At 39.2% G+C, this 21,788-nt stretch carries 25 protein-coding genes and 2 pseudogenes; 10 read left to right on the plus strand and 17 right to left on the minus strand.

The features are described from left to right. The first annotated feature begins 134 nt into the window (after positions 1-134). Entirely contained in the window at positions 135-392 is a 258-nt protein-coding gene (locus tag QW060_RS08240; protein WP_290363161.1) for a hypothetical protein, read from the plus strand. Here QW060_RS08240 and QW060_RS28455 read toward each other — a convergent pair. The 3 genes and pseudogenes from QW060_RS28455 to QW060_RS08250 all read right to left on the minus strand — a co-directional run. After that, a pseudogene (locus QW060_RS28455) lies at positions 275-706 on the minus strand (hypothetical protein); the annotation flags it as partial. The gene QW060_RS08240 and the pseudogene QW060_RS28455 sit on opposite strands and share 118 nt — an antisense overlap. After that, entirely contained in the window at positions 703-1,929 is a 1,227-nt protein-coding gene (avs1a, locus tag QW060_RS08245) for an AVAST type 1 anti-phage system MBL fold metallo-hydrolase Avs1a (protein WP_290364725.1), read from the minus strand. The gene avs1a and the pseudogene QW060_RS28455, both read right to left, overlap by 4 nt. Further along, positions 1,904-2,314, minus strand: a complete 411-nt coding sequence (locus tag QW060_RS08250; RefSeq protein WP_290363162.1) for a DEAD/DEAH box helicase family protein — start codon at positions 2,312-2,314, stop codon at positions 1,904-1,906. The genes avs1a and QW060_RS08250 overlap by 26 nt, the downstream gene beginning before the upstream one ends. 721 nt (positions 2,315-3,035) lie before the next feature. Between QW060_RS08250 and QW060_RS08255 the strand changes: the two genes are divergently transcribed. Next, the gene (locus QW060_RS08255) at positions 3,036-3,233 is read left to right on the plus strand and encodes a hypothetical protein (RefSeq protein ID WP_290363163.1); all 198 of its coding nucleotides are present in this window, start codon (positions 3,036-3,038) and stop codon (positions 3,231-3,233) included. A 33-nt stretch (positions 3,234-3,266) separates the two neighbouring features. On the opposite strand, the gene QW060_RS08260 is transcribed toward QW060_RS08255, so the two are convergent. Then, positions 3,267-3,707, minus strand: coding sequence for a hypothetical protein (locus QW060_RS08260; protein ID WP_290363164.1), 441 nt, complete (start codon positions 3,705-3,707; stop codon positions 3,267-3,269). Positions 3,708-4,300: 593 nt separating this feature from the next. Here QW060_RS08260 and QW060_RS08265 point away from each other — a divergent pair. Further along, entirely contained in the window at positions 4,301-5,149 is an 849-nt protein-coding gene (locus QW060_RS08265; RefSeq protein WP_290363165.1) for an RteC domain-containing protein, read from the plus strand. A gap of 68 nt (positions 5,150-5,217) precedes the next feature. Here QW060_RS08265 and QW060_RS08270 read toward each other — a convergent pair whose 3' ends face one another. Next, positions 5,218-5,400, minus strand: coding sequence for a hypothetical protein (locus QW060_RS08270; protein ID WP_290363166.1), 183 nt, complete (start codon positions 5,398-5,400; stop codon positions 5,218-5,220). 14 nt (positions 5,401-5,414) lie between these two features. Between QW060_RS08270 and QW060_RS08275 the strand changes: the two genes are divergently transcribed. Further along, on the plus strand, positions 5,415-5,723 hold the full coding sequence (locus QW060_RS08275) for a helix-turn-helix domain-containing protein (RefSeq protein WP_013632691.1): 309 nt from the start codon (positions 5,415-5,417) through the stop codon (positions 5,721-5,723). A 71-nt stretch (positions 5,724-5,794) separates the two neighbouring features. Here the strand turns inward: QW060_RS08275 and QW060_RS28025 are convergent, their stop codons facing one another. Further along, positions 5,795-6,151, minus strand: coding sequence for a hypothetical protein (locus QW060_RS28025; protein ID WP_317623189.1), 357 nt, complete (start codon positions 6,149-6,151; stop codon positions 5,795-5,797). Positions 6,152-6,159: 8 nt separating this feature from the next. On the opposite strand from QW060_RS28025, the gene QW060_RS28030 reads away from it, so the two are divergent. The 3 genes from QW060_RS28030 to QW060_RS08285 all read left to right on the plus strand — a co-directional run bounded on the left by QW060_RS28030 (position 6,160) and on the right by QW060_RS08285 (position 9,442). After that, positions 6,160-6,300 (plus strand): hypothetical protein, encoded by a 141-nt coding sequence (locus QW060_RS28030; RefSeq protein WP_317623190.1) that lies wholly within the window; start codon positions 6,160-6,162, stop codon positions 6,298-6,300. Further along, positions 6,282-7,253: a DUF3945 domain-containing protein gene (locus tag QW060_RS08280; RefSeq protein ID WP_317623184.1), complete on the plus strand. Its 972-nt coding sequence runs from the start codon at positions 6,282-6,284 to the stop codon at positions 7,251-7,253. The genes QW060_RS28030 and QW060_RS08280 overlap by 19 nt, the downstream gene beginning before the upstream one ends. Positions 7,254-7,357: 104 nt before the next feature. After that, complete coding sequence (locus QW060_RS08285; RefSeq protein WP_290363168.1) at positions 7,358-9,442, plus strand: type IA DNA topoisomerase; 2,085 nt, start codon at positions 7,358-7,360, stop codon at positions 9,440-9,442. Here the strand turns inward: QW060_RS08285 and QW060_RS08290 are convergent. From QW060_RS08290 to QW060_RS08315, 6 genes are all read right to left on the minus strand, one after another. Further along, complete coding sequence (locus tag QW060_RS08290) at positions 9,373-9,594, minus strand: hypothetical protein (RefSeq protein ID WP_290363169.1); 222 nt, start codon at positions 9,592-9,594, stop codon at positions 9,373-9,375. The genes QW060_RS08285 and QW060_RS08290 overlap by 70 nt on opposite strands. A 12-nt stretch (positions 9,595-9,606) precedes the next feature. After that, entirely contained in the window at positions 9,607-9,939 is a 333-nt protein-coding gene (locus tag QW060_RS08295; protein WP_290363170.1) for a hypothetical protein, read from the minus strand. A 92-nt stretch (positions 9,940-10,031) separates the two neighbouring features. Continuing rightward, a complete protein-coding gene (locus QW060_RS08300; RefSeq protein WP_290363171.1) occupies positions 10,032-10,622 on the minus strand; it encodes an RteC domain-containing protein in 591 nt (196 codons plus the stop codon). Positions 10,623-10,779: 157 nt separating this feature from the next. Further along, positions 10,780-11,835, minus strand: coding sequence for a F0F1 ATP synthase subunit A (gene atpB, locus QW060_RS08305; RefSeq protein WP_290363172.1), 1,056 nt, complete (start codon positions 11,833-11,835; stop codon positions 10,780-10,782). 94 nt (positions 11,836-11,929) lie between these two features. After that, positions 11,930-12,910: a deoxyhypusine synthase family protein gene (locus tag QW060_RS08310; RefSeq protein WP_290363173.1), complete on the minus strand. Its 981-nt coding sequence runs from the start codon at positions 12,908-12,910 to the stop codon at positions 11,930-11,932. An 11-nt stretch (positions 12,911-12,921) separates the two neighbouring features. Then, complete coding sequence (locus tag QW060_RS08315) at positions 12,922-13,902, minus strand: calcium:proton antiporter (protein ID WP_290364726.1); 981 nt, start codon at positions 13,900-13,902, stop codon at positions 12,922-12,924. On the opposite strand from QW060_RS08315, the gene QW060_RS08320 reads away from it, so the two are divergent. Then, the gene (locus QW060_RS08320) at positions 13,796-14,071 is read left to right on the plus strand and encodes a hypothetical protein (protein ID WP_290364795.1); all 276 of its coding nucleotides are present in this window, start codon (positions 13,796-13,798) and stop codon (positions 14,069-14,071) included. The two genes, QW060_RS08315 and QW060_RS08320, sit on opposite strands and share 107 nt — an antisense overlap. Positions 14,072-14,412: 341 nt before the next feature. Here the strand turns inward: QW060_RS08320 and QW060_RS08325 are convergent, their stop codons facing one another. The 5 genes from QW060_RS08325 to mobA form a co-directional block, all read right to left on the minus strand. Further along, entirely contained in the window at positions 14,413-14,979 is a 567-nt protein-coding gene (locus QW060_RS08325) for a Crp/Fnr family transcriptional regulator (RefSeq protein ID WP_290363174.1), read from the minus strand. 259 nt (positions 14,980-15,238) lie between these two features. Further along, the gene (gene mobC / locus QW060_RS08330; RefSeq protein WP_290363175.1) at positions 15,239-17,230 is read right to left on the minus strand and encodes a conjugal transfer protein MobC; all 1,992 of its coding nucleotides are present in this window, start codon (positions 17,228-17,230) and stop codon (positions 15,239-15,241) included. A 138-nt stretch (positions 17,231-17,368) separates the two neighbouring features. Further along, complete coding sequence (locus QW060_RS08335; protein ID WP_290363176.1) at positions 17,369-18,214, minus strand: abortive infection family protein; 846 nt, start codon at positions 18,212-18,214, stop codon at positions 17,369-17,371. A gap of 152 nt (positions 18,215-18,366) precedes the next feature. After that, complete coding sequence (mobB, locus tag QW060_RS08340; protein WP_290363177.1) at positions 18,367-19,668, minus strand: conjugal transfer protein MobB; 1,302 nt, start codon at positions 19,666-19,668, stop codon at positions 18,367-18,369. A 1-nt stretch (position 19,669) separates the two neighbouring features. Continuing rightward, on the minus strand, positions 19,670-20,107 hold the full coding sequence (gene mobA, locus QW060_RS08345) for a conjugal transfer protein MobA (protein ID WP_290364727.1): 438 nt from the start codon (positions 20,105-20,107) through the stop codon (positions 19,670-19,672). Between the two features lie 705 nt (positions 20,108-20,812). Here mobA and QW060_RS08350 point away from each other — a divergent pair. Further along, positions 20,813-21,580, plus strand: a complete 768-nt coding sequence (locus tag QW060_RS08350) for a ParA family protein (RefSeq protein ID WP_290363178.1) — start codon at positions 20,813-20,815, stop codon at positions 21,578-21,580. Positions 21,581-21,585: 5 nt separating this feature from the next. Continuing rightward, positions 21,586-21,738 (plus strand): annotated as a pseudogene (locus QW060_RS28460) (hypothetical protein); the annotation flags it as partial. Between the last annotated feature and the right edge of the window lie 50 nt (positions 21,739-21,788).

Genomic DNA, 21,788 nt, shown 5'->3' on the forward strand with positions numbered 1-21,788 from the left:
CCAAAAAATAACTCCCGTCAATTTGCGCTGCAACTACATCATTTATTTTTTGCAACACTTCCTCATTGGGCGTAGTGTCTGATATATCACTTTCTATCGAATCTGGTATAGAATGGCCTTTATCGATAGTGACAATGATGTGGTGCTTGTTCAAAATCTCAGTAATACTACTGATACTTGTTGCACCGAGCGTTCCTACGGTATCATACCCAATAACTCCTACTACATGCCCATTCATTACCAGCGGTGCACCTGACAATCCATCAAATTGTTTTATATTGCTGTATTGTTCACATTCTAAATCCACATCCCATTTTGTGCCTTCATTAGTCCGAGAGACATTGCCGGTATATCTTCCACCAGAGTTTACCCTTTGTGTCGGGAAACCATAGGTTTCCCAATTTTCATTGTAGGGGATTTCTATTTTTTTTAAAGGAAGACCAGGAATAATAGTTGCAGATTGATTTTTAAGTTCCAGTATGGCCACATCACGATCTGATATTCTTTCCAAAATTTCCGCCTCTACTTCCTCATCATTTAGATATAGCTTCACTGGTTGCCCTTCAGGCAAATTATGCTCAGATGTAAGTAAGATTTGTTTATCTCCTTCGGTGACAACAAAAAAGGCTGTACCTGACTTGTTTCCGCAAGTGACCTGCACAGTTGCTGTTTCTATTTGCTTTGGGTTTAATATTTTTTGGCTCATAATGTTAGTGTATAAGGCTGCTGATCTAGGTAGTGGATTGAGTAATTATATTTCTCCTTCCAATCTTTCCTATCAAAATATTTTGAATTAGCAGTGATATAATTAAAATATAGTTTTCTATGAAAACCTGCCTTCCTGGTAATAATATGCACTATAGTTTCTTTGTCCGGATGACCATGCTTTTGGCCGTTAGTAGAGATAAGGTACTTTTCCGAATCAATTTTATGTAACAACTCACGGCTGATATTACCAAAGCTGCCATGATGGGACACTTTTATTAAATCGAAGATTATTGTGCCTTCATTTTGATATTCATTAAGGGATTGAACTATCAAACCAGGGTGAGCATCGGCAAGAAAAAGTATTTTTTTGTCTTGAACCTGTAAAATAAAGGCAATAGAACTGCCATTTGTAGCCGTACAATCTTCATCAAAAGGTGTTTTTAATAGTTCTTCAAGCGTTTCTTTTGTAGCTGAAATTGGCTTAGGAGCTATTTTAGCCTTCTCTATTTTCCATGACAAAAGCATCTCAAATGCGTCATCATATAGCTGCGCATTGCCTGAATTGAAATTAGCGCCATACCTTTTTAATTCATCAGTCCATAGATCTTTTAGCTTTCCTAACTTTTGCTTGTCAGGGGAAAGCAGGTAGATATTAGTACCAGGCTTTAGTTCAATTTCAGACCTTTGTTCAATACAAACAGCCTGATTATTAAAGTCGCTATTCCATGAATATTTTCCTTGTAGCAACAATGCGCCCACTGTTGTTCCTTGCTCTGCACTGATTCCTTTCTCTCCCTGTTTGCTTTCGCTTTGGGGATTTCCTCTTCGAATTATCTGTTGTAAAATTCGCTCTTGCTTTATATCTATTTCACCTTCCTTTTGCACACAGAGATGACGATATGTGTTATGCCAAACTTCTTTTATTGCTATAAACTTTTCGGCATTGTTATCTTTTAAAAACCTTATTGCTCCCTGAATATGGTCTGCGTCAATATGTGTCAGAATTAGTTTTTCAAGGGTTCCGCCGCTTTCACCAATTTTTATTAAATCATCTTTTAGATACTTTTGGAATGTATCAACGTAGCCGCAGTCAATGAGCAAATGCTTTTTCTCCGTTGTGATTTCCCAAAAACTTACCAGGAAACAATCGCCGTTTTTGGCGGGATATATTTTAATACTAACATTCATTTTACTCTTATCTATATAAAGACTTTTCGCCACCAATACCAAATTGTTTTAGCAACCCTAAATTGAAAAACTTTTCAGCTATCTGATTTCGTAAAGAATCTGAAGGCACCGTAACCAAAAGCTTTTCACATCTATTAGCTATTAGTGTAGCTAACATAGTTTCTGTCTTACCTGTACCTGTAGGCATTACTACGGTTGCTGCATCTAAAGGAAGTTTCAGATGTCTCATTATCATATGTAATGCAGCAATCTGAGGTTGTCTTAATCCTGACTCGCTTTTATCTTCTTCTTTAAATAGAAAATCATTTTCCCATGATTGTATAATCTCATTGGATGAGTACTCTTTTAAAAGAGGGTGTTTCGCCCATCCCTTTATAACTATTTTACCTTCTTCAAACCGTTGTTTACTAGGGAGCATATTAGTAAAAAGAGCGTATTCAATTTCTTCGGGAATATATTCTTCTTTGGTAGTGAGACAGATTTTATTTCCATTGTCTTCTACCAATAAGTAAAAGCGATTTTCCTGCAATACATTAAGTGGTATTGATCGCTTTGAAGCCAATAGTTGCTTTATAATATTTTTGCTTCCAGTTTTTTGATAGAAAGTTGACTCAAGAGAGGGTAAAGTTATTTTCATATGTTACATCAAATTCATTCTCAAGATTATTATTAGAGGTGATTGAATTACAATTTACTAAGTAATAAATTGCAATTCACACAAATATAACCAAATAAAAGCTCTTTAGATTACGGAAAACCCTATTCGAGTTGTAAATAAAAGTGTCTTATTTAATGCTGAGCTGGTTCTCTTTGAAAACTTTAACGTTATCATGAGAAACTAATGACAACAGCAATCATATACATTCTAGTCAGAAAAATCGAACAAGCAAAGATAAGATACTCGAGGCGTAAAGGAAATAAAATATCAATTCAAAAAGCGGCCAAAATTTTATTTTTTTAACAAGACTGACGAAAATTTGGAGTTTTAAGGAAATTAAATGAATCGGTTCGAAAACTGTTAACATATTTCCAGCTTTTAGCTCAAAATTAATCCATGATACTAATCTGAAGAGTATTTAATTAGAAGAGATTTTTAAGAAAACCTTGCTATAGTAAAAATAAAGGGATTATGATGAAAAATGGCACCATTTGTCTTCCAATGGCGCCATTTGGCTTTTTTTGTGATCCCGCTGGGACAAAACTCGAACTCTTTTTTGGAAGATTTAAGGCGATTGAACCAATTGAAAGACAGTCCATATCAATATGATATGGGGGGCAATCAGCTTAAACCTAAACAACCTCAAATTTCTGCGAAAGTAGTAAAAATTAAAAGATGACATAATCTCATCCTTGCAACATAAACACAATCGTTATATGCTAACTTTTACAATTTGCTTTATAACGGCGGTAATAAGGTCAAGTATCATTTCGCTATCTACCTTGCCTACATTGTCATTGTGTTTTACATATTTGTTATTGTATTTGGCAATATTGTCAATATTAGCCCAAAGAAGATTAGCTATTTCAGGAACTATCCCCTTTTCTTTGAGAAATCCCTTAAATTCCGGTTGTTGATTTTCCAGAGATTTTTCGTTTCCGAGTATTGCTTTTAAAAGCAATTCTAAACTTAATCGCAAATCATCTATCGCATTTCTTTCATAGACACCATCTTCAAGTTTTTGAATACCCGAATTATAAGAAGTTTCAGCATTAGGGTAATCAGCTAAAAGCCCTTTTACCTCATTAATCTGTTCTATGCTACTTTCAAGAGGTGAAGTACTTCTTAAAGCCTTATATTGTGTTACTAACATTTGCTTTAATTCCAAGGAATTCGGAATAGCAGAATGTACATTACATAATTCGTTAATAATTTCGAATTGTTCATTAGGGCTAAAAGCCTTAAGATTTTCATAGAATGCAGTTCGCTTGTTTGCTACCTTATTTCCATTTTTATCCAACAAATCCATGAAATTTTTGTCCGTATAGGGAATATCCCTATCATATTTGACAGCCTTTTCTAAAAAGTATTTAACAATTTGTGTCCATGTCATTCCATGATGTGTTTCAGCTAAAACCTCCGCAGTATGACTTAAAAATGCATCTTTTATCATAATATTATATCGTGTATATAACATAAAACTGACACGTCTCGTTCGCATCAATGTAATTTATTAATCTAAATATTTACTTAACGTTGTCTTTGGTTTATCATTGATTTCACAAAGATAATATAAAGGAAATAAACCTTATTATCTAATCTTTCACAAAAGCTCTTGATAATGTCGATTGACTATTCTCCAAAAAAAAATCTTGCCCAACTTCGACCTGTCTCATGAAAAAACCTCGATGCTAATGCTAAAATTTGTGCAGGAGTAGTGGATTCATTTAATAAACCTTTAGTATTATGAGACACCTATTACACAAAATAGTCTCCGACATACAAAAACAGGAGCAGAAATTGTCGGCTGAGGCATCGAGTTTTATGGACGAAGCTTACGGGATGACAATCTATCTGAAAGAGCTTCTCGGAGACATCAAAGAAGATATTTTAAACGAGGGCTTCGCAACTTTAGAGGACGAAATACTTTTCTTCAAGGAGATAAAGCCTATCGTTCTTGGTAAACTCATTTATTACAACAAAGTGTTTAGAATTGAAACTGCCTGTCCTGCAAGCAATGGAAATATCTATGAAAGCTATTTTGCCATGCACCTGCGAGAATTAAAAGAGGAATATACGGAACATGTCTGCAATTCCGATTTTTACCGCTATTACCGTTCCAGTAGAACCGATAGGGATGAACAATACTTCACACTTGGTAAAATCAACTGCTACGATGGACTGAACAGTTTTGTGTTTGAAATCGACACCAAATTCTCCACTTACTTTGATTACAAGGTGGCGAAAATCATAGCCAATGAATTAGTTTACAACTATCTGATAACAAAGCTAAGCCCCGAACAAAATCCCTATGTACTGCTACAGAATGAGGAAACCAAAGATATTTTCTGGACACAATCAAAAAATGCCCTTATCGAATTGATTTATGCACTATACGCCTGCGATGCCATTTCGCACGGGAAAATAGGCATCCGCAAAATCAGCATGGTATTCCAAATCCTGTTCCGTATATCGCTGAACGACATCCATAACAGCTTCCACCGAATGAAGACCCGTGCAGGCTCACGGACATTGTTTTTAGACCAACTCAAATACAGTTTGGAGGAATATATGGACAGGGAAGACAACCCATAATTTTTGTCTTCTCTTTCCATCAAAAAGGACAGCATCAAACGGTGCTGTCTTTTTTTTTGCCCGTTTGCCTATATGTGTCTATCGGCAAATCCATTGAACCGGATGCCGACAGATTGACAAAAAATGCGGAAATCCCCTAAAAACAGCACTTTACACGAATTGTAAAAAAATGAAAAAAGTGCCTTTTTGATAGACACGTATCGGAAGACAGCCTGCGCCAATCGCTCCAATTTTGTGGTGTTAGAAATCATTAAAAGTATTTGTTATGAACATCGACAGAATGGAATTTATCGCATGGATGGAACGTATAATGGAGCGTTTCGATATTTTGAAAGAGTACGTCCTAAACATCAAGAAAGAACGGCACAGCATAGACGGCGAGGAATTACTGGACAACCAAGACCTGCTTCTCATGCTGAAAATCAGCCATCGCTCTTTACAACGATACCGCTCCACGGGCAAGTTACCATATTACACCATCAGCGGAAAGCTGTACTACAAACTATCGGATGTACACCAGTTCATTAGGGAAAGTTTCAAAGCCCCCATACGGCGTACAAAAGAAAACCGATGACAAACCCTACCACCAAAAGACGGGTACGGCATAGCCGTATCTGCTTAACCTACTTTCGGACAATATAATCTTTAAATAATCAATATCATGAGCGAACAGACAAATGAAAATCCACAGCAATATCCCGAACAGCTTTGGGATGTGCTGTTGGTGATGGACAAGGAAAAAAAGAAAATCCAAGCCGTTACGGGTGTTGACGAAAACGGCAATCTGAAAACCGTTGATGCCACCAAGAAAAACCAAAGCCAATTTATGCGAGTGGACAGAGCCGGAGATTTGTTTACAAATTTCTTCTCCAACTTTTGGCGACAGCTTAAAGACCCGACCCATTTTTCATTCTTCAAAGTACCTGCAAAGGAAGCGGTCGAAACCGCCAAAGAAATGCAGAAACAGGTCGATACCCCCACCAAAGAGGGTGAGGCTGTCATGGCAAAGCATGAGGTCAAAGAGCCAAAGGAGCAACAACAGGAAACCAAAAAGGATGTGGAAGCACCACAGGCGACACCGGAAACACCGCAAGCACAAGAGAAAAACGAATACCGCTATAAGGCGGAAGATATGGACTGGAATTATTTAGCGCAATTTGGGATAAACAAAGAGAGGCTTGAAAAAGACGGGCAATTGGATTTGCTGTTAAAGGGCTATAAGACCAATAAGGTATATCCCACAAGTGTCAATTTCGGTGAGGTTATCATGCGCTCGGATGCAAGGCTCGGTTTCCAAGACGGTGAAGACGGAAAACCTGTACTTATGATGTATGGTGTACGCCATGAACCTAACCTCAAAATCCCTTTCTTTGGTCACGAATTTACCAAAGAAGATAGGGAAAACCTGCTCAAAACGGGAAACATGGGGCATGTCGTGGAACTGACCAACCGCAAAACAGGCGAAAAGATACCGTCCGTTATCAGTATTGACCACCTAACAAACGAGGTTATCGCATTCCGACAGGACAGGATAAAAGTACCCGATGAGATTAAGGGCATAAAGTTGACCGAAGACCAAAAACGGGATTTGAAAGATGGGAAAGCCATTTATTTAGAGGGATTGGATTTTAAGAACAGCATGAACAAAAATGCCCATGTGCAGTTCAACGCCGACAAAAAATATACGGAGTTTCTTTTTGGAGATAAAGCTCCCAAACAAGCACAGGAAAACGACCCGAAATACTACCGTGGCAAAACGTTCTCCGATGAACAATACAAGCAACTAACCGAAGGCAAAACACTTTACGTTTCGGATTTCAAAGATGGGCAGGGAAACCCCTATAAAGGCTACGTTACGCTGAACAAAGAAACAGGGGGTTATAATTTCGACTTTAAGAACCCCAATGCGCTGAAAAATAAGGCACAGCCTGCCGAAGCGCACAAAACACAGGTTGCCGTAAACTCCAACGGGAAAACCAACGAAGCAACCAAACACGTCAACGAACCGTTGAAACCGGAGCAACAAACGCCGAAAAACAAAACGCAACAGCAACGGCAGAATGAACCCAACCGTCCGGCTAAATCCAGAGGGGTAAGAAGATAATACCATCAAAAAACATTTTTCTTTGGAAATCCCCTTTCACAGAATACGAAGGGGTTTCTCAAAGAGAAATGTCCATCATATAATCCATTAAAAGAGATAGTATCATGAAAGCAGTCATTGCAGAAAAGCCAAGTGTGGCGAGGGAAATAGCCTCCCTATTGGGAGCGACCGAAAAACGGGATGGCTACCTCACAGGGAACGGCTATGAAGTTACGTGGGCATTGGGGCATTTGGTCGGACTGGCGATGCCCGAAGATTACGGGTTATCGGGCTTCCAAAGGGAAGCCCTGCCTATATTGCCCGACCCTTTTATACTTACGGTGCGCAAGGTAAAAAAAGGCAAAAGTTATGTTCCTGATAGCGAAGCGTTAAAACAGTTGAAGATTATCGAACAGGTCATCGGTAGATGCGATAGTATCATCGTTGCCACCGATGCCGGACGTGAGGGTGAACTCATCTTTAGGTACATCTATGAATACGTAAAGTGCCGGAAGCCCTTTGAACGTCTATGGATAAGCTCACTTACGGAAAAGGCGATTAAACAGGGTTTTGACAGCCTAAAAGCCGGAAGCGATTTTGACGGACTGTACCGTGCCGGACAAGGGCGGAGCAAAGCCGATTGGCTTGTGGGCATCAATGCCTCGCAGGCGTTGAGTATTTCAGCAGGGCATGGCGTTTACTCGCTTGGCAGGGTACAAACGCCTACGCTTGCCCTTATCTGCAAGCGGCATTTGGAAAACAAAGACTTTGCCGTCAAGAAATACTTCCAAATCCAGTTGGAACACCGCAAGGAATTTACAGACTTTAAGAGCCTGTCAAAGACCAAATGGGATGACAGGAAACTTGCTGAAGATACGCTGAAATCCATTCAGCGTAACGGAACAGCGACCGTTACGGCGGTGGAAACCAAAACGGTTTCGGAGCAACCGCCTTTGCTGTTCGACCTTACGGGATTGCAGAAAGAAGCCAATAAAAGAGTATCCTATACTGCTGAGGAAACATTGAACATTGCCCAAAGCCTGTATGAAAAGAAGTTTATCACCTACCCCCGTACAGGGAGCAAATACATCCCCGAAGATATATGGTCAGAAATCCCTGCACTGTTAAGGAATTTGGAAGCACGGGCTTCCTGCAAAAAAGCGGTCGGAAAAGTGAAATGGGGGCGTTTCAACAAACGCATCGTGAATGACGTAAAGGTCACAGACCACCACGGTCTGCTGATTACCGAAAAAATCCCGTCCGAACTGTCAGCACACGAAAATGCTATCTATGATATGATTGCGCACCGCCTACTGGAAGCCCTTTCGCCTGCCTGTACCAAAGAAATAACCGACATCGGATTGCAGGCTTTTCACTATGACTTCACACTGAAAGGATGTAAAATCCTCGAAGCCGGCTGGCGTGGCATCAAGGAAAAATTTACAGATGAGGACAGCGAGCCTGTACAGGAACTGCCGGAATTAAAGGTCGGCGATGAATTGAAAATCAAAGAGGCATCCGTACTGGAAAAGAAAACCAAACCGCCCGTGCTTTACAACGAGGCAGGTCTGTTGTCCGCAATGGAAAATGGCGGAAAAGAGATTGATAAAGAGGACGAACGGAAAGCCCTAAAAGACATCGGTATCGGCACACCTGCCACAAGAGCCTCCATTATAGAAACGCTATTTAAAAGGGATTACATTAGACGTGAAAAGAAATCCCTAATCCCTACCCATAAGGGACTGCAGGTTTACGGGGCAGTAAAGGACAAAAAGATTGCCGATGTAGCCATGACCGCCGAATGGGAAATGGCATTGCAGAAAATTGAAAACAACCAGGCGGATGCAGGTGCTTTTCACCGTGAAATGGAAGCCTATGCCACTTCCATTACACGGGAACTTTTGGACACGGGCATTGCCCATGAAAAACAACCGGAACTGACCTGCCCCAAATGCAAGAGCCGTCAGCTATTGGTTTGGCACAAGGTTGTAAAATGCCCCGAAGAGGCTTGTGGTTGGCTTCAGTTCCGTACCGTGTGCGGAGTGCCGTTGAGCCTTGCCGATATAGAAAGCCTCGTGACCAATGGAAAGACCAGCCTTATCAAAGGCATGAAAAGCAATTCGGGCAATAAATTCAATGCCTACATTGTCATGAACGATAAAGCCGAAACCTCCTTTGAGTTTGAAAACAGGAAACCAAAAAGGAAATAAAAGTCAATGTTTTTGGACGGCATACAGCGTGAGGGATAGAAGCGACATCCTTTTGCGATCCTCGCAGATCCGCAAAAGATAGAGCGGATAGCCCGACCCGTCTGCATTTTTTCGTTAGCCTGGGCAAGGGTATAAAATGCAGACGGAGGCACGCCCAAATAAAATTAAATACTCAAATCACCATCTTGTAATTTTGCATCCAAATAACAGATTGACCTCGCAAGCTCTACTGCATCGTCATTTGAAATTTTTGATAAACTATTCTCTGCACTTCCTTTTACAGCTTCTCCCTTTTCGTTGTACGTAGGTTCTTCTTTGGTCAGTACTTCATAAATCTTATCCCAATACTCTTTAAGTTCTTCGGGAAAGTCATCCCGTCCAAGTGTATGAAATCCTCCAACATAAGCGTCCAGTATTCTTTCTTTAATATTTCCTGTTCCTGTAGCAAGGTCTTCGACAGCTACTCCAATTTTTCCTCGTGCGTATGAGAATTCCATTATTTTATTAGTTTAAAGCTAAATTGTTATGACGTAGATTTTATAATGTTAACGTTTTTATTCTCAACTAAAATATTGAAAAATATTGATATTTAAAACGATTGTCTTTCGTCCATTTCGTCCATTTTCTTGATAAGAGTTTCCTGAAGCCCATCAAGGAATTTTGTACGGTTCATCTTACGGTTTCGCAACTCCAAATAAGTCTGATAGAAATTCCCCAAATCAATATCAAAGGTACTTTCAAAATATTGAGCGACCACTCTTATATCGTTGTTCCCATTATCGAACACGCCTTGATAATGCAGTGCATAAACCAGTTCTATCAAGGCTACTTTGCTACCTGTCCATTTCAGCTTTTTCGGGGCTTTCGATTTATCTTTTTGGAATTTATGATACAACTGGTCTTCGATATAGACCTGTATCAAATCGTTGGCTATTAACTTGGCGACATTGTAATCGTGAAAGGTGGAAAAGGAATAGTAGGACTGGAAATAATAAGCATCCAACCACAGCTTTATATCATGTTTTCCACGAACGAAATATTTATCTACAAGAACGTTCTTTCTTATACAGGATGTATAGAAATTAATATTGTTGTCAAAAAAAAACTTTAATTTTTTTAGTTTTTTTTTATTGCGTTTGGATTTATGAATCTCTCTTCTCAGTCGTATATATGTCATCATTATAGTTGGTCAGTTTGGATCGCTTTGGAGGTTTCTCGTCTTTAGAACATTGAATTTCAGGTAATACAATTAAATCTGTTTTTAGAATAAATAGATATTCTATTTTATAATCGATTGAAATTCGAAAACTCGAATGATTACCAAAGTAAAGTAATTTTTAGTGTTCACTTTCCGTTTGAACAGCTTGACCTATAAACAGTGATGATAATATTGTGAAAATGTACGCTTGCAAGAAAGCAGCTAAAATTTTTATGAAATAAATGAATATAGTTAGAAACATAGATATACCGATACTACCTCCAATTGTCAGTTTTTCATTTAACAGATAGATTATGGCTATAAATCCCATAATCACGGTGTGACCAGCAACGTTATTTGCATATAATCTAATCATCAAAGAAACACCTTTACTGAAAATCCCTAATACCTCAATAGGTAATAGTATAAATCGTACTGGATAAGGAACTCCTGGCATCCATAATATATGTTTCCAATAATTTTTATTTCCATTTAGGTTAACCAGTAGTAAAGTGAAAATTGATAAACAAAAAGTGACACTAATGCTACCAGTTACATTGAAACCAAACGGTGTCAACCCGAGAATGTTAAGTGTCCAGATCAAAAAAAATACAGATAGTAAAAAAGGCATAAATCTTTTATATTCTCTACCAATATTGGGCATAGCTATTTCATCTCTAACAAACAAAATTAAAGGCTCTAAAAGGCGACCTAGACCACGAGGAACTTTGTTGTAGTCACTCTTATAGCTTTTAGCCATTCTTATAAATATGTAAAACATTAGTATAGCAGTAAGTAATAAACCGACAACGTTTTTTGTTATAGAAAAATCTAACGGTTTAACGTATTTGTTTTTTATAAGTAATTTCTTTCCGTCCTTATTTGATTTATATATTTTATTATGATCCAAGACATAGAAATCACTTCCCTGTTCAGCCACTCTGTTACCGACAAAAAACTCTGATGAGGAGAAAATTTTTAATTCTCCATCAATTAAAATGACGGGTAAGGGAAAACCATAAATTCTCGATTTCTCTTCGTCTTCAAATAGTGTAAAGTAATGATCGTCTAAAAGATGATGTTCTATTGTTTTCTTTATTTTCAAGCTTTGATCTTGTAAACTATCATTAGCTGCAAAAACTTTTGATGTAAATAGCACAAATAAAGCAACGGTTAAAAATTGGAAATATCGCATTAAAAGGATTTTTTATTTAAAATGTTTAAGAAGAAGGCTGGTTAAGAGTAACGGATCAGCCTTCTTTTTATATTATTTTACGTGATTCGATATTCTACATGTTTAGAACCCATGCAAATATCAATGGAGCTACTATAGTAGCATCTGATTCAATAAAATAGCTAGGGGTATCAATATCTAATTTCCCCCAAGTTATTTTCTCGTGGGGCATGCATCCAGAATAAGACCCATAGGATGTAGTCGAGTCCGTAATTTGGCAATAATAACGCCATTTCAGAATATCCTTCTTTTCCAAATCCTGTTCCAGCATCGGGGCTACACACATCGAAAAGTCTCCAGCTATACCGCCACCAATCTGAAAAAATCCTATTCCTTGTCCTATTGCATTTTTCTCATAGAAATCAGCCAGCCATATCATATATTCCATGCCACTTTTCACCGTGTTCACTTTTAGTTGCCCTTTGATTACATAGGATGCAAAGATATTTCCCATCGTAGAATCTTCCCATCCCGGAACGACGATTGGCAAATTTCGTTCAGCAGCTGCTAACATCCATGAGTTTTTTGGATCTATTTCATAATCACCTTCCAATACACCGCTTAATAACAATCTGTACATAAACTCGTGTGGAAAACAGCGTTCATTGTTGATTTCTGCATCCTTCCATATTTTTTCTATATGGTGCTGTATTTTTCTGAAAGCTTCTTCTTCTGGAATACAAGTATCTGTTACACGGTTTAGTTTATTATTTAATAGCTCAAGATCGTCCTTTGGCGTCAAGTCTCTATAATTCGGTATTCTTTTGTAATGTGAATGAGCTACCAAATTCATAATATCTTCCTCCAGATTAGCTCCAGTGCAGCTGATTATGTCGACTTTGCCCTGCCGGATCATTTCAGCTAATGAAATACCCAATTCAGCCGTACTCATAGCCCCAGCAAGCGAAATAAGCATTTTACCTCCCGAAGTTAAATGTGCTTCGTAACCTTTTGCAGCATCTACTACAGTTGCAGCATTAAAATGTAAAAAATTGTGCTCTAAAAACTGCGAGACAGCCCCTTTCTTATTTTTCATTTTTTAAATATTTAAGGATTAAAAATTAACATAATAAATACAGCGAAGACCGCTAAGTGCATTATACCAATCGTCGGTGTTGTACGCTTTCCTGAAAAAGTTATGATACTGAGAACTAAAGTGATTACAAATAATAATGTTTCTGTGGTCGTTAACCCAAACAAAATGGTTTTTCCCGTAATTAATCCGATGATCAAAATAATGGGAACTGTCAGGCCAACTGTGGACATGAAGGCGCCTTGGCATAGATTTACTGTTCGTTGAAACTCATTATTCAGCGCTGCATTTATAGCCGTCATCGATTCAGGTGTAAATACAATTATAGCGATCAGTACGCCAGTCAGTGCTGGCGGCAGACTGGCCGCTTTAATACCATAGTCAATGACCACCGCCATATTCTGAGCAAGCAATATAATAGGCAAAAGTGTTAATACTAAAAGAGCAGAACGAATCCACAATTCTTTTTTGTTGTTACTTTTATCTCTATTATTTTTACTGACTGGAATAATCATCGAAAATCTCTCTTTAAAAGGAATATCCATCGAGCCAGTTTTAGGTTGTACATATAAATGTCTGTATCTTTTCAGTTGTAATGACAGGAACAATCCATACAGTGTAAAGATAATTACTGAGAGAACTATGGCTTGAGTATCACTAAATTTACCTCCTCCCGCACTTTGAATGAAGTTTGGTAGCATAAGTCCTATTCCGCCAAGTACTATAATCATTGCTAAATAAGACATCGTCCCTTGACTATTATATTCCTGTTCACCATAGGTAAGTCCACCTAATAATATGGATAGACCGATGACCAAATTCATAATAATCATCATAACAGAGAATATAGAATCCTTCCCAATTGTTGGATTCTCTCCAGGACCTAGCATGACAGCTGCAATCAGAACGACTTCAATAAAAAGAACAGATAAAGTAAGAATTAATGTACCATATGGCTCTCCTAATTTATCCGCCAGTTGGTCAGCTTCCTTCAGAACTCCAAAACAGGCAGTTATTATGGTTGCAAGTAAAATGACAAAACTTATAACGGCTGTTGCTGGGGACATTTTATCGTCTAAAAATGTACTTCCGAAAACCATAAATGCAATCACCATCAACCAAACAACGATCAGCCTTACCACTGTTTTTGTTGTTAAAACCTGACCTAATGTGTAACGGATACTTTGAGATTTATTCGACATATCTTCTTCTTTAAAAACCGATTCAAAGCTATAGAGAACATCTAGCAATAAATTTATCCTATGATAAATAATGATTTAAATCCCAATTAATGATGAAATCCACAATATTGAACCCTAAAAAAGATGGATCAAAGGAAATAATGTGTTGTATGGAGTATGTAGTTTTTTGTGAGTCAGCCGTTTATTTTTGCTATTAGACTAACGTTCACAGATTTTCGAAAATCTGTTTCACTAATAGCCATGTTGGATTGTGCGCATAGTTCCAATTTCTATTTTAAGGATTCGCATAGCTTGTACAAACTTTTACTTAAACTTATTCTTGCGAATACGGCTCAGACTGACTTGGGTGATCCCGAGATACGAAGCAATATGCTTTAAAGGGACTCTACGAAAAAGGTTTGGTGAATTTACTAAAAGAAGTTTATATCTTTCACTTGCCTCCAATAATTGTCTTGATATTATCCTATCTTCCATTTTAAGGATTTCATTTTCAGCGAACTTTCTTCCCCAGTTAGCAATATGTATGTCATTTTGGTATAAGTAATTCAGATCTTTGATATTGAGTTCATATAATTCGCAGTCTTCCAAAAGTTCGATGTTTTCATATCCTTTTTCATTCTGAACATACCCATTCATTGATATGGCTGTTTCACCTTCTTCTCCGAACCAAAAGGTAATTTCACCTTTTTCAGAATCTGAAAAAGCTCTAACGATTCCCTTTTTTATAAAATAGAGTTTTCTTTCAATGCAACCAGATTTTATAAGTATATGACCTTTTGGACAATTCAATACCGAAACATAATTTTTCAATTTAGTTGCTGATGGTGCAGGTAGTTTATAAAACTGATCAAGAATAAAATCAATTTCCATTTTATAATAGTTTTAATTCATTCTAATTCAATATGAAATTACGTTAGGATAAGAATAATAACGAATAAAAATTAGATTAACTAAATTACTTCAAATTCAATACAGTTTATTTAACATATGTTAAAAACTCCTTTTTTATAAAATATAATTTTTAGCAAAAACATATCAAATGATCTTTTGAAATTTTATTGGGAATTTCACCTTTCGAAAACAGTAATTTAAAAAAACAGGTGCTATCTTATCTTATCTACTTTTATTCTTATTGAGTCAAATATCGTAAATCGGGGTCGTTCTTAATCCGCTCTATTTCACTTTCGACAATATGCACAACGTCCGCTTTGACCTGCCTGTAATTGGCTTCAATGACCTGTTTCATATTGTCCTTGCCCTGTTCATCAGTAAAGGATAATATCTGCGGTATCTTCTTATAGGCTTTGGTTTCGGCAGAAACCTTTTCGTTATTCACGACAATTTCAGCATGAAAGATTTTTTGCTCGATACGCTCATCGAAGTTGTCAGAAACAGACCCCACAAACATTCCCTGTGTCAAGGTAGATATTTTGGATGCAGGTATAAGGGTGTCCAATTGGGTGGATATGGAAGTGGATTTATCATTGCGGTTAATGGTGATGCTCTGCCGTTTCTGCAAGACCTTTCCAAAGCGTTCAGAAAGTGTTTTTGCTGTCTCTCCAACGACCTGCCCACTAAAGATATTACCGACCAGATTTTGTATGACTTTACTTTCTTTGTCGCCGTAATCCCTCGTTAACTGCGAATAGTCTTGGATGCCAAAAAGTGACGAAATTCGATTTGAACGTGCCGTACTGATAAAATTCAAACCCCTAAAATAAATGGTGGGCAACTCATCTATGATAATGGAACTTTGAAGCTGTCCTTTCTTATTGATGAGTTTTACAATCCTCGAATTGTACAATCCCAAAGCGGACGAATAGATATTTTGGCGGTCGGGATTATTGCCCACGCACAGGATTTTCGGCTCTTGTGGGTTGTTGATGTCCAGTGAAAAATCATCCCCCGTCATCACCCAATAAAGCTGTGGCGAAATCATCCGTGACAAGGGAATTTTTGCCGATGCTATCTGCCCCTGCAACTGGTCTTGCGCTCCGCCCTGCCACGCATCCATGAAAGCTGAAAGATAGTTTTCGAGTTCGGGATATGAGGTAAGTATCGTAAAAACATCTGCATATTTTTTATTCAGCAATTCAATAGCATGGGGAAACGTGCAGTATTTTCCGTCTTCATAGATTTTCAGAAACCAAATGATTGAAGCAAGCAATATAATTGGGCTTTCCACGAAAAAATCCCCTTGCTTCAAAATCCACGACCTGTTGAGGTTCAGCATGATGGTATATGAGGCTTCGTAAGCATCGGATATATCCGTCATAAAGGCAGGACTTAGCGGATTGCATCGGTGGCTTCGGCGTGGGTCGTCAAAATTGATAACATAAAATTTCGGCTTTACCTTATACTTATCGGAATGTTTCAGCAGATGGTTGTAGGCAATGGTGGACAGGTCGTCAAACTTGAAATCGTAGATATACATCGCAAACCCCTTTTCGATATGTTGCTTGATGTAGTTGTTTACGATGGCGTAGGATTTTCCCGAGCCGGGAGTACCAAGTACAATCGAAGCCCGAAAAGGATTGACGATATTAATCCATCCATTGTTCCATTTGCCTTTGTAAAAAAACTTCGTAGGAAGATTGACCGAGTATTCATTTTCTATCAAACGGGTTTCCTGTTGGAAACTCTCGTTTTCATTATTGAAAACATCGTCCATCAGATTGTTACGGAGTAGTCGGCTCATCCATACCCCTGCCATGAGCACGGCTATATATCCCAAACTCGTTGTAAGGATGTAAAGCGATGTGGCAACACCTGCCGACAGCCTTAATAATGGCGTGTTCAGAAAGAACAGTACAAAACCTATAACTAAGGCGGTGTAAATCTTAGCCCATGTTATCTTTTCATTCTTTACGCCCTTAGTACCGAGACAGCTTAACGCCAACAACAGTAATGCAAAAATCTTGGTATAAAGGGTGTGGGCAAACAGCCCTGCGGTACGGTTGAAATTGGTCAGTATCTTGCCGATAATTTCCAGTGTCCACCCACGTTCGGCAAAGAACCCGTAACAGAACCAATAAAAGTGCATCAGTACCAAAAGGATACTTACGGCACGCATAAAAGCCATGATTTTGGCTAATCCTCTCAAATCGTCTTCTCCCTGCATAACAAAAAAATTAGTGATGCGGGGAATTTAGAGGCTATTTAAAAGCACTTATACAAAAGGGTGTCGGATGGCATTTGGTGGCTTAGTTTGACATGCTTTAATCACTAAAATAGAGAAAGTCGAGGTTTTAGCTGTTTTTTAAAACTCTAAGTCTTTCCAATCAGTATTATGAACTTCTTTATTATTGTCAACTCGATTTTCAATAGCCTCAATAAACTTAATTGTACTTGAAATGTTATTGAATATCAATACACTCTCCTCGTAGTTCAATATAGGGTTGTCGTGGGCAAAACTTCTGTTGTTCCTAATATCGTTGAATGAATCAAGATTACTAATGGACGTTCTCAATATTCTTTGGGACATTTCAGATTCAATATGATTATTGGTAATCAAAAATTTCACATATTTACCAAATAAGCTATGTAATGCTTCATCTTGTAGATATGAAATGTTGTGTTTTTTACATAGCTCTCTAATATATTTCATTACGAAAGTATGTAATCTATCAAGTGCAATTTCCGGCAAATTTTTATCAATACTATCTTTTATAGACTCTGATAGTTTTTTGAAATCTAAATCTTCAACGTTTGGTTTGATAGCATTAATATCATTTACAATATTGCCTTTTAATCGCTCTGCTGTTTTTTGACATTCCTTATAAAGTTCTTCTTTCAGGTCAAATTCATCATTCTCAATATTAAACCAAGAGCCTGTTTTTCTTTCTTTTAAATGCTCTAAATGATGGCTTAGAAGTTCGCATAACAGTTTCCCCACAGTATAATCTTCTTCGACTTTAATAAATTGTCTTAGTCGATTTGCTTTAGAGTTGGAGGCGTAGTGATACTTTTCATCATCAATATCTAAATCAACAGCATCTGATATGAATTCTCTAAACGTTCTGTCACTAAAATTTGAAACATAACCTGAGCTCATATCCAGAAATTTTTCAATTTTATTTTTCTCTTGAAGTTTTAAATCTGCCATGTTTTTTTGGAATGAATACCAACTCACTTTCAAATAAATGAACTCATTTTTTTTGTCAGCAAAGAGTTGTGTTTTTTATAGGTACGAATTTAACGAATTAAAAATTAGTTTAGTAAAAATAATATAGTCAACCATTTAATAGTTAGAAGCTGTCAGTTTGCTCTGAACTGGCGACGGTTGCGTTTCTTCTTTTTCTTCATACGGTTGGCAAATTCCTGTTCCTCATAGTCTTCGCCCTGTGCCTCCGGCAATAGCCCACCCAATCCATCTATCAACAAATCATCGGTCTGCTGTTCTTCATTTAGGAAGTTAAAAAGTGCATGGGCTTCCTCTTTCTCTACGGTGTTGCCTGTGGTCGATGACTGATTTTGTGCGGTTGCTTTTTCAGCTTCTTGGCGTTGCCCGACCGCCTGCTCCTTCCACCAATCATTAAAGACATTAGCCGATAGGTTTTTGCCCAAAGCTGAACCGTTCCAAACGGTACGGCTTTCGTGGTCGATAAAGGTCATACCATATATACGCCCCTCATCGTTGCGCCGTACCACGGTATTGATGCCCTGCTCCAACAGTTGCTTTTTAAAATCGGCTTCGTTAGTGGCGGTGTGCATCGCTACTTCAATGGTGCTTTTCAGTACGGCTCTTGTGGGGTCGGCTTTCATTTTCTCCTTAGCCTGTGCAAATTGGTTTTGCAGTTCGTCCAATCCTGCCTGTTTGCCGAAAAGAGATGCCTTAAAGGGATTGCTTGCTTTTTCTCCCTGTTCGTTCAGCACAAAATAGACAAGACCGTTTTTAGGCTGTCCGTGTAATTCTCCTTTGACTTCCTCTGCCGTAATATTGAAAAGTGAAAGTAAGGCGTTGTATGCGCCGAGGCTTGCGTACCCGTAATACTTCGGCAGGTGTCGCACCACCGATGCGATTTGGCTCTTAATGTCTCTGGTTTTGTAATCCACCGGACGGAATACCTGCTCGTTTCCGGTGCGCTGTTTTTCCGTTGCAGGTATAAGATTGTACGTTTTTTCCAAATCCCGACAGATAGCCATCGAACGTGGATGGTCGTAATTGTCCGGTAGCTTCTTGCCGTCCAAACCCACACAGACCGTTACGATGTGAATATGGGTGCGTTCAATATCGGTATGCTTAAAAACGATATAAGGTTGGTTGCCATACCCCATGCGCTCCATATACTCCTGCGCCATTTTTAAGAACTGCCCATCGCTGACCCTATCCGCAGGATCAGGGTTCAGCGATATGTGGCGCACTGGCTTTTCTGTTTTGATATTTGCGGACAGATATGGCTCAAAACACTGGTGCATGTAGCTTGTCGAATAGGTATTATCCAACGTTTCGGGTATTCTGTTCAATAACAAAACCTGCCCGTTTTCACTATCAATCTTCTTTTGATTATAGGAAATAGCACCGTACAAATTCTCACCCTTGCCAATCTTTGCTATCATCTTATCTGTGTTTTTGCAGGTGTTCTTTTTCAAATTCCTGTGTTAGCTCAATCACTTTCCGGCACAAGTCAGCCATTTCTGCCGTCTGCTTTTCCAGTTTAAAGAGGTAAGCCGATGCCTTTTTCTCCGAGAAATTGCGGTAAAGTATCTTCACGATTTGGTTGTAATTTACGCCAACCGCTCTGAACTGGCTGTAAAAATTGGTCAGCCTCGTATGAAAATCGACTGCATCCATATCAATCTTTACGGTCTTGACTGGCTTCTGAAAGATGCAGGCAGTAATAAAATGTGCCATTACTTTCATTCCCGATTGCTCGAACAATGTAAGGAACTGTGCGTTTTCCATGTCGTTGAGACTAATCGAATAACGGTGGATGGCAGGGTCTTTCTTAGGCTTGCGACCAACTTTGTTTGTTCGGTTTCTTCTGTTTTCTTCCATATCTAAATCCATTAATAACCGAGCTTCAGCGAGCTCAACTTTAGTTAATTACTATAAACTGCGACTTCGGAGCGGTTTTCAACCCCCTGCAAGGGCAAGTGGTTTTGAGGTGCGGAATTTATTTCGAGCATCTCAAAACATAACTTGCTCTGTTCGGGTGAACAGAAAATCCGCCCTACGGGTCGGCTTGGGTAAAGCGGAAAAAAACGGCTTTTCGCCGTTCCGCCCACAACTTCCATACGCCAATGATTTTTCCATTCACCCTTTGCATTTAAGCCCTTACAAAGTAAGGGTAGCTTTTTCAAAGCATTGACCTAACAGCCACGACCAAACATTTCCAAAAAATGCCCCAAACTACCGCATTAAAAGAGTGCATCGGAATAACCTGCTTCTTTGCGCTATCAGTCACGCAAGCCTGTTTGCAGGCATCTGCTCCCGATGGCAGTTAGGAAAGCCGGAGCGCAGGAATACCGGACGGCATGAAAACTATCAGGTAGCCATTCCAACAGGCAGGACGACAGGCAAGCCATCGGTCTTGCCTGTGCGAGAGCCGGAATGACCGCACGGCTGACTGAACGAATGACGGCGAGCCCGACAGACGGGATTGTATCAAGACTGCCGGACGGTGTGCAGGGATGACAGCCCTGTTTCACGCCGGATGGCAGGCAGTCCACTCGGAAATAGAAACTTAAAAATAGAATAGAAATGGAAGCAACAAACAGGACAAAATTTATTGCTTTTTCAAGCCAAAAAGGGGGCGTTGGAAAAAGCACGTTTACAACAGTTATGGCAAGCACACTCCATTACCAAATGGGTTATAATGTAGCCGTCTTTGACTGCGATTATCCACAGCACAGTATCTGCCAAATGAGGGAACGGGATTTGAAAGCGGTCATGCAGAACGAGGTGCTGAAAAAACTGGCACACCGCCAATTTTCCACCATCAACAAGAAAGCCTATCCGGTACTGCAAAGCAAGGCTGACAATGCCCTAACGGATGCGGAAGCATTTGTACAGTCCTCGACCGTTCCCGTGGATGTGGTTTTCTTTGATTTGACCGGAACGGTGAACACTTCGGGTTTGCTGAACACACTGGCAGGAATGCACCATATCTTTTCGCCCATCACGGCAGACCGTGTGGTCATGGAAAGCACATTGAGCTTTACCGATGTGCTGACCAATGTCCTTATGAAACAAGGTCAGACTTCCATCGAAACCATACGGCTGTTTTGGAACATGGTCGATGGCAGGGAAAAATCGCAACTGTACGAAATCTACGGCAACGTCATTCACGAGGTCGGACTGCAGGCAATGGAAACACGCATTGCCGATAGCAAACGCTTCCGCAAGGAGAGCGAGGCAACGGCAAAGACCGTCTTCCGCTCCACGCTATTGCCCCCCGACAAAAGATTGATGAAAGCCTCCGGCTTGAACTTGTTCATCAGTGAATTTTTAAGAACCGTCAAACTGTAACCGCTATGGAGAATGAAAACAAGAAAAAGCCGAATGCTCCGATTGACGAGGCGTATCTCATGTCCATCATGGCAGGCGAAACAAAGAAGCCCCAACATGCGGTAGCACCGCAAGAGCCGAGCGCAGAGCCGAGCGCAGAGCCGACAAAGGAAACGCCAACGGAAAAGCACATAGCCAAAGAACGTACCCGACAAGAGAGGGCTTCCGA

This window comes from Paenimyroides ceti (assembly GCF_030409925.1).

Excerpts from the sequence above, each read along its gene's own strand:
- QW060_RS08310 (WP_290363173.1), bottom strand. The coding sequence starts at position 12,910 with ATGAAAAATAAGAAAGGGGCTGTCTCGCAGTTTTTAGAGCACAATTTT.
- QW060_RS08250 (WP_290363162.1), bottom strand. The coding sequence starts at position 2,314 with ATGCTCCCTAGTAAACAACGGTTTGAAGAAGGTAAAATAGTTATAAAG.
- QW060_RS08275 (WP_013632691.1), top strand. The coding sequence starts at position 5,415 with ATGAACATCGACAGAATGGAATTTATCGCATGGATGGAACGTATAATG.
- QW060_RS08255 (WP_290363163.1), top strand. The coding sequence starts at position 3,036 with ATGGCACCATTTGTCTTCCAATGGCGCCATTTGGCTTTTTTTGTGATC.
- mobA (WP_290364727.1), bottom strand. The coding sequence starts at position 20,107 with ATGGAAGAAAACAGAAGAAACCGAACAAACAAAGTTGGTCGCAAGCCT.
- QW060_RS28030 (WP_317623190.1), top strand. The coding sequence starts at position 6,160 with ATGAGGTCAAAGAGCCAAAGGAGCAACAACAGGAAACCAAAAAGGATG.
- QW060_RS08260 (WP_290363164.1), bottom strand. The coding sequence starts at position 3,707 with ATGTTAGTAACACAATATAAGGCTTTAAGAAGTACTTCACCTCTTGAA.
- QW060_RS08270 (WP_290363166.1), bottom strand. The coding sequence starts at position 5,400 with ATGATTTCTAACACCACAAAATTGGAGCGATTGGCGCAGGCTGTCTTC.
- QW060_RS08285 (WP_290363168.1), top strand. The coding sequence starts at position 7,358 with ATGAAAGCAGTCATTGCAGAAAAGCCAAGTGTGGCGAGGGAAATAGCC.
- QW060_RS08350 (WP_290363178.1), top strand. The coding sequence starts at position 20,813 with ATGGAAGCAACAAACAGGACAAAATTTATTGCTTTTTCAAGCCAAAAA.
- QW060_RS08325 (WP_290363174.1), bottom strand. The coding sequence starts at position 14,979 with ATGGAAATTGATTTTATTCTTGATCAGTTTTATAAACTACCTGCACCA.
- QW060_RS08280 (WP_317623184.1), top strand. The coding sequence starts at position 6,282 with ATGGACTGGAATTATTTAGCGCAATTTGGGATAAACAAAGAGAGGCTT.
- mobC (WP_290363175.1), bottom strand. The coding sequence starts at position 17,230 with ATGCAGGGAGAAGACGATTTGAGAGGATTAGCCAAAATCATGGCTTTT.
- QW060_RS28025 (WP_317623189.1), bottom strand. The coding sequence starts at position 6,151 with ATGACAGCCTCACCCTCTTTGGTGGGGGTATCGACCTGTTTCTGCATT.
- QW060_RS08300 (WP_290363171.1), bottom strand. The coding sequence starts at position 10,622 with ATGATGACATATATACGACTGAGAAGAGAGATTCATAAATCCAAACGC.
- atpB (WP_290363172.1), bottom strand. The coding sequence starts at position 11,835 with ATGCGATATTTCCAATTTTTAACCGTTGCTTTATTTGTGCTATTTACA.
- mobB (WP_290363177.1), bottom strand. The coding sequence starts at position 19,668 with ATGATAGCAAAGATTGGCAAGGGTGAGAATTTGTACGGTGCTATTTCC.
- QW060_RS08265 (WP_290363165.1), top strand. The coding sequence starts at position 4,301 with ATGAGACACCTATTACACAAAATAGTCTCCGACATACAAAAACAGGAG.
- QW060_RS08240 (WP_290363161.1), top strand. The coding sequence starts at position 135 with ATGATGTGGTGCTTGTTCAAAATCTCAGTAATACTACTGATACTTGTT.
- QW060_RS08320 (WP_290364795.1), top strand. The coding sequence starts at position 13,796 with ATGACAGCTGCAATCAGAACGACTTCAATAAAAAGAACAGATAAAGTA.
- QW060_RS08295 (WP_290363170.1), bottom strand. The coding sequence starts at position 9,939 with ATGGAATTCTCATACGCACGAGGAAAAATTGGAGTAGCTGTCGAAGAC.
- QW060_RS08335 (WP_290363176.1), bottom strand. The coding sequence starts at position 18,214 with ATGGCAGATTTAAAACTTCAAGAGAAAAATAAAATTGAAAAATTTCTG.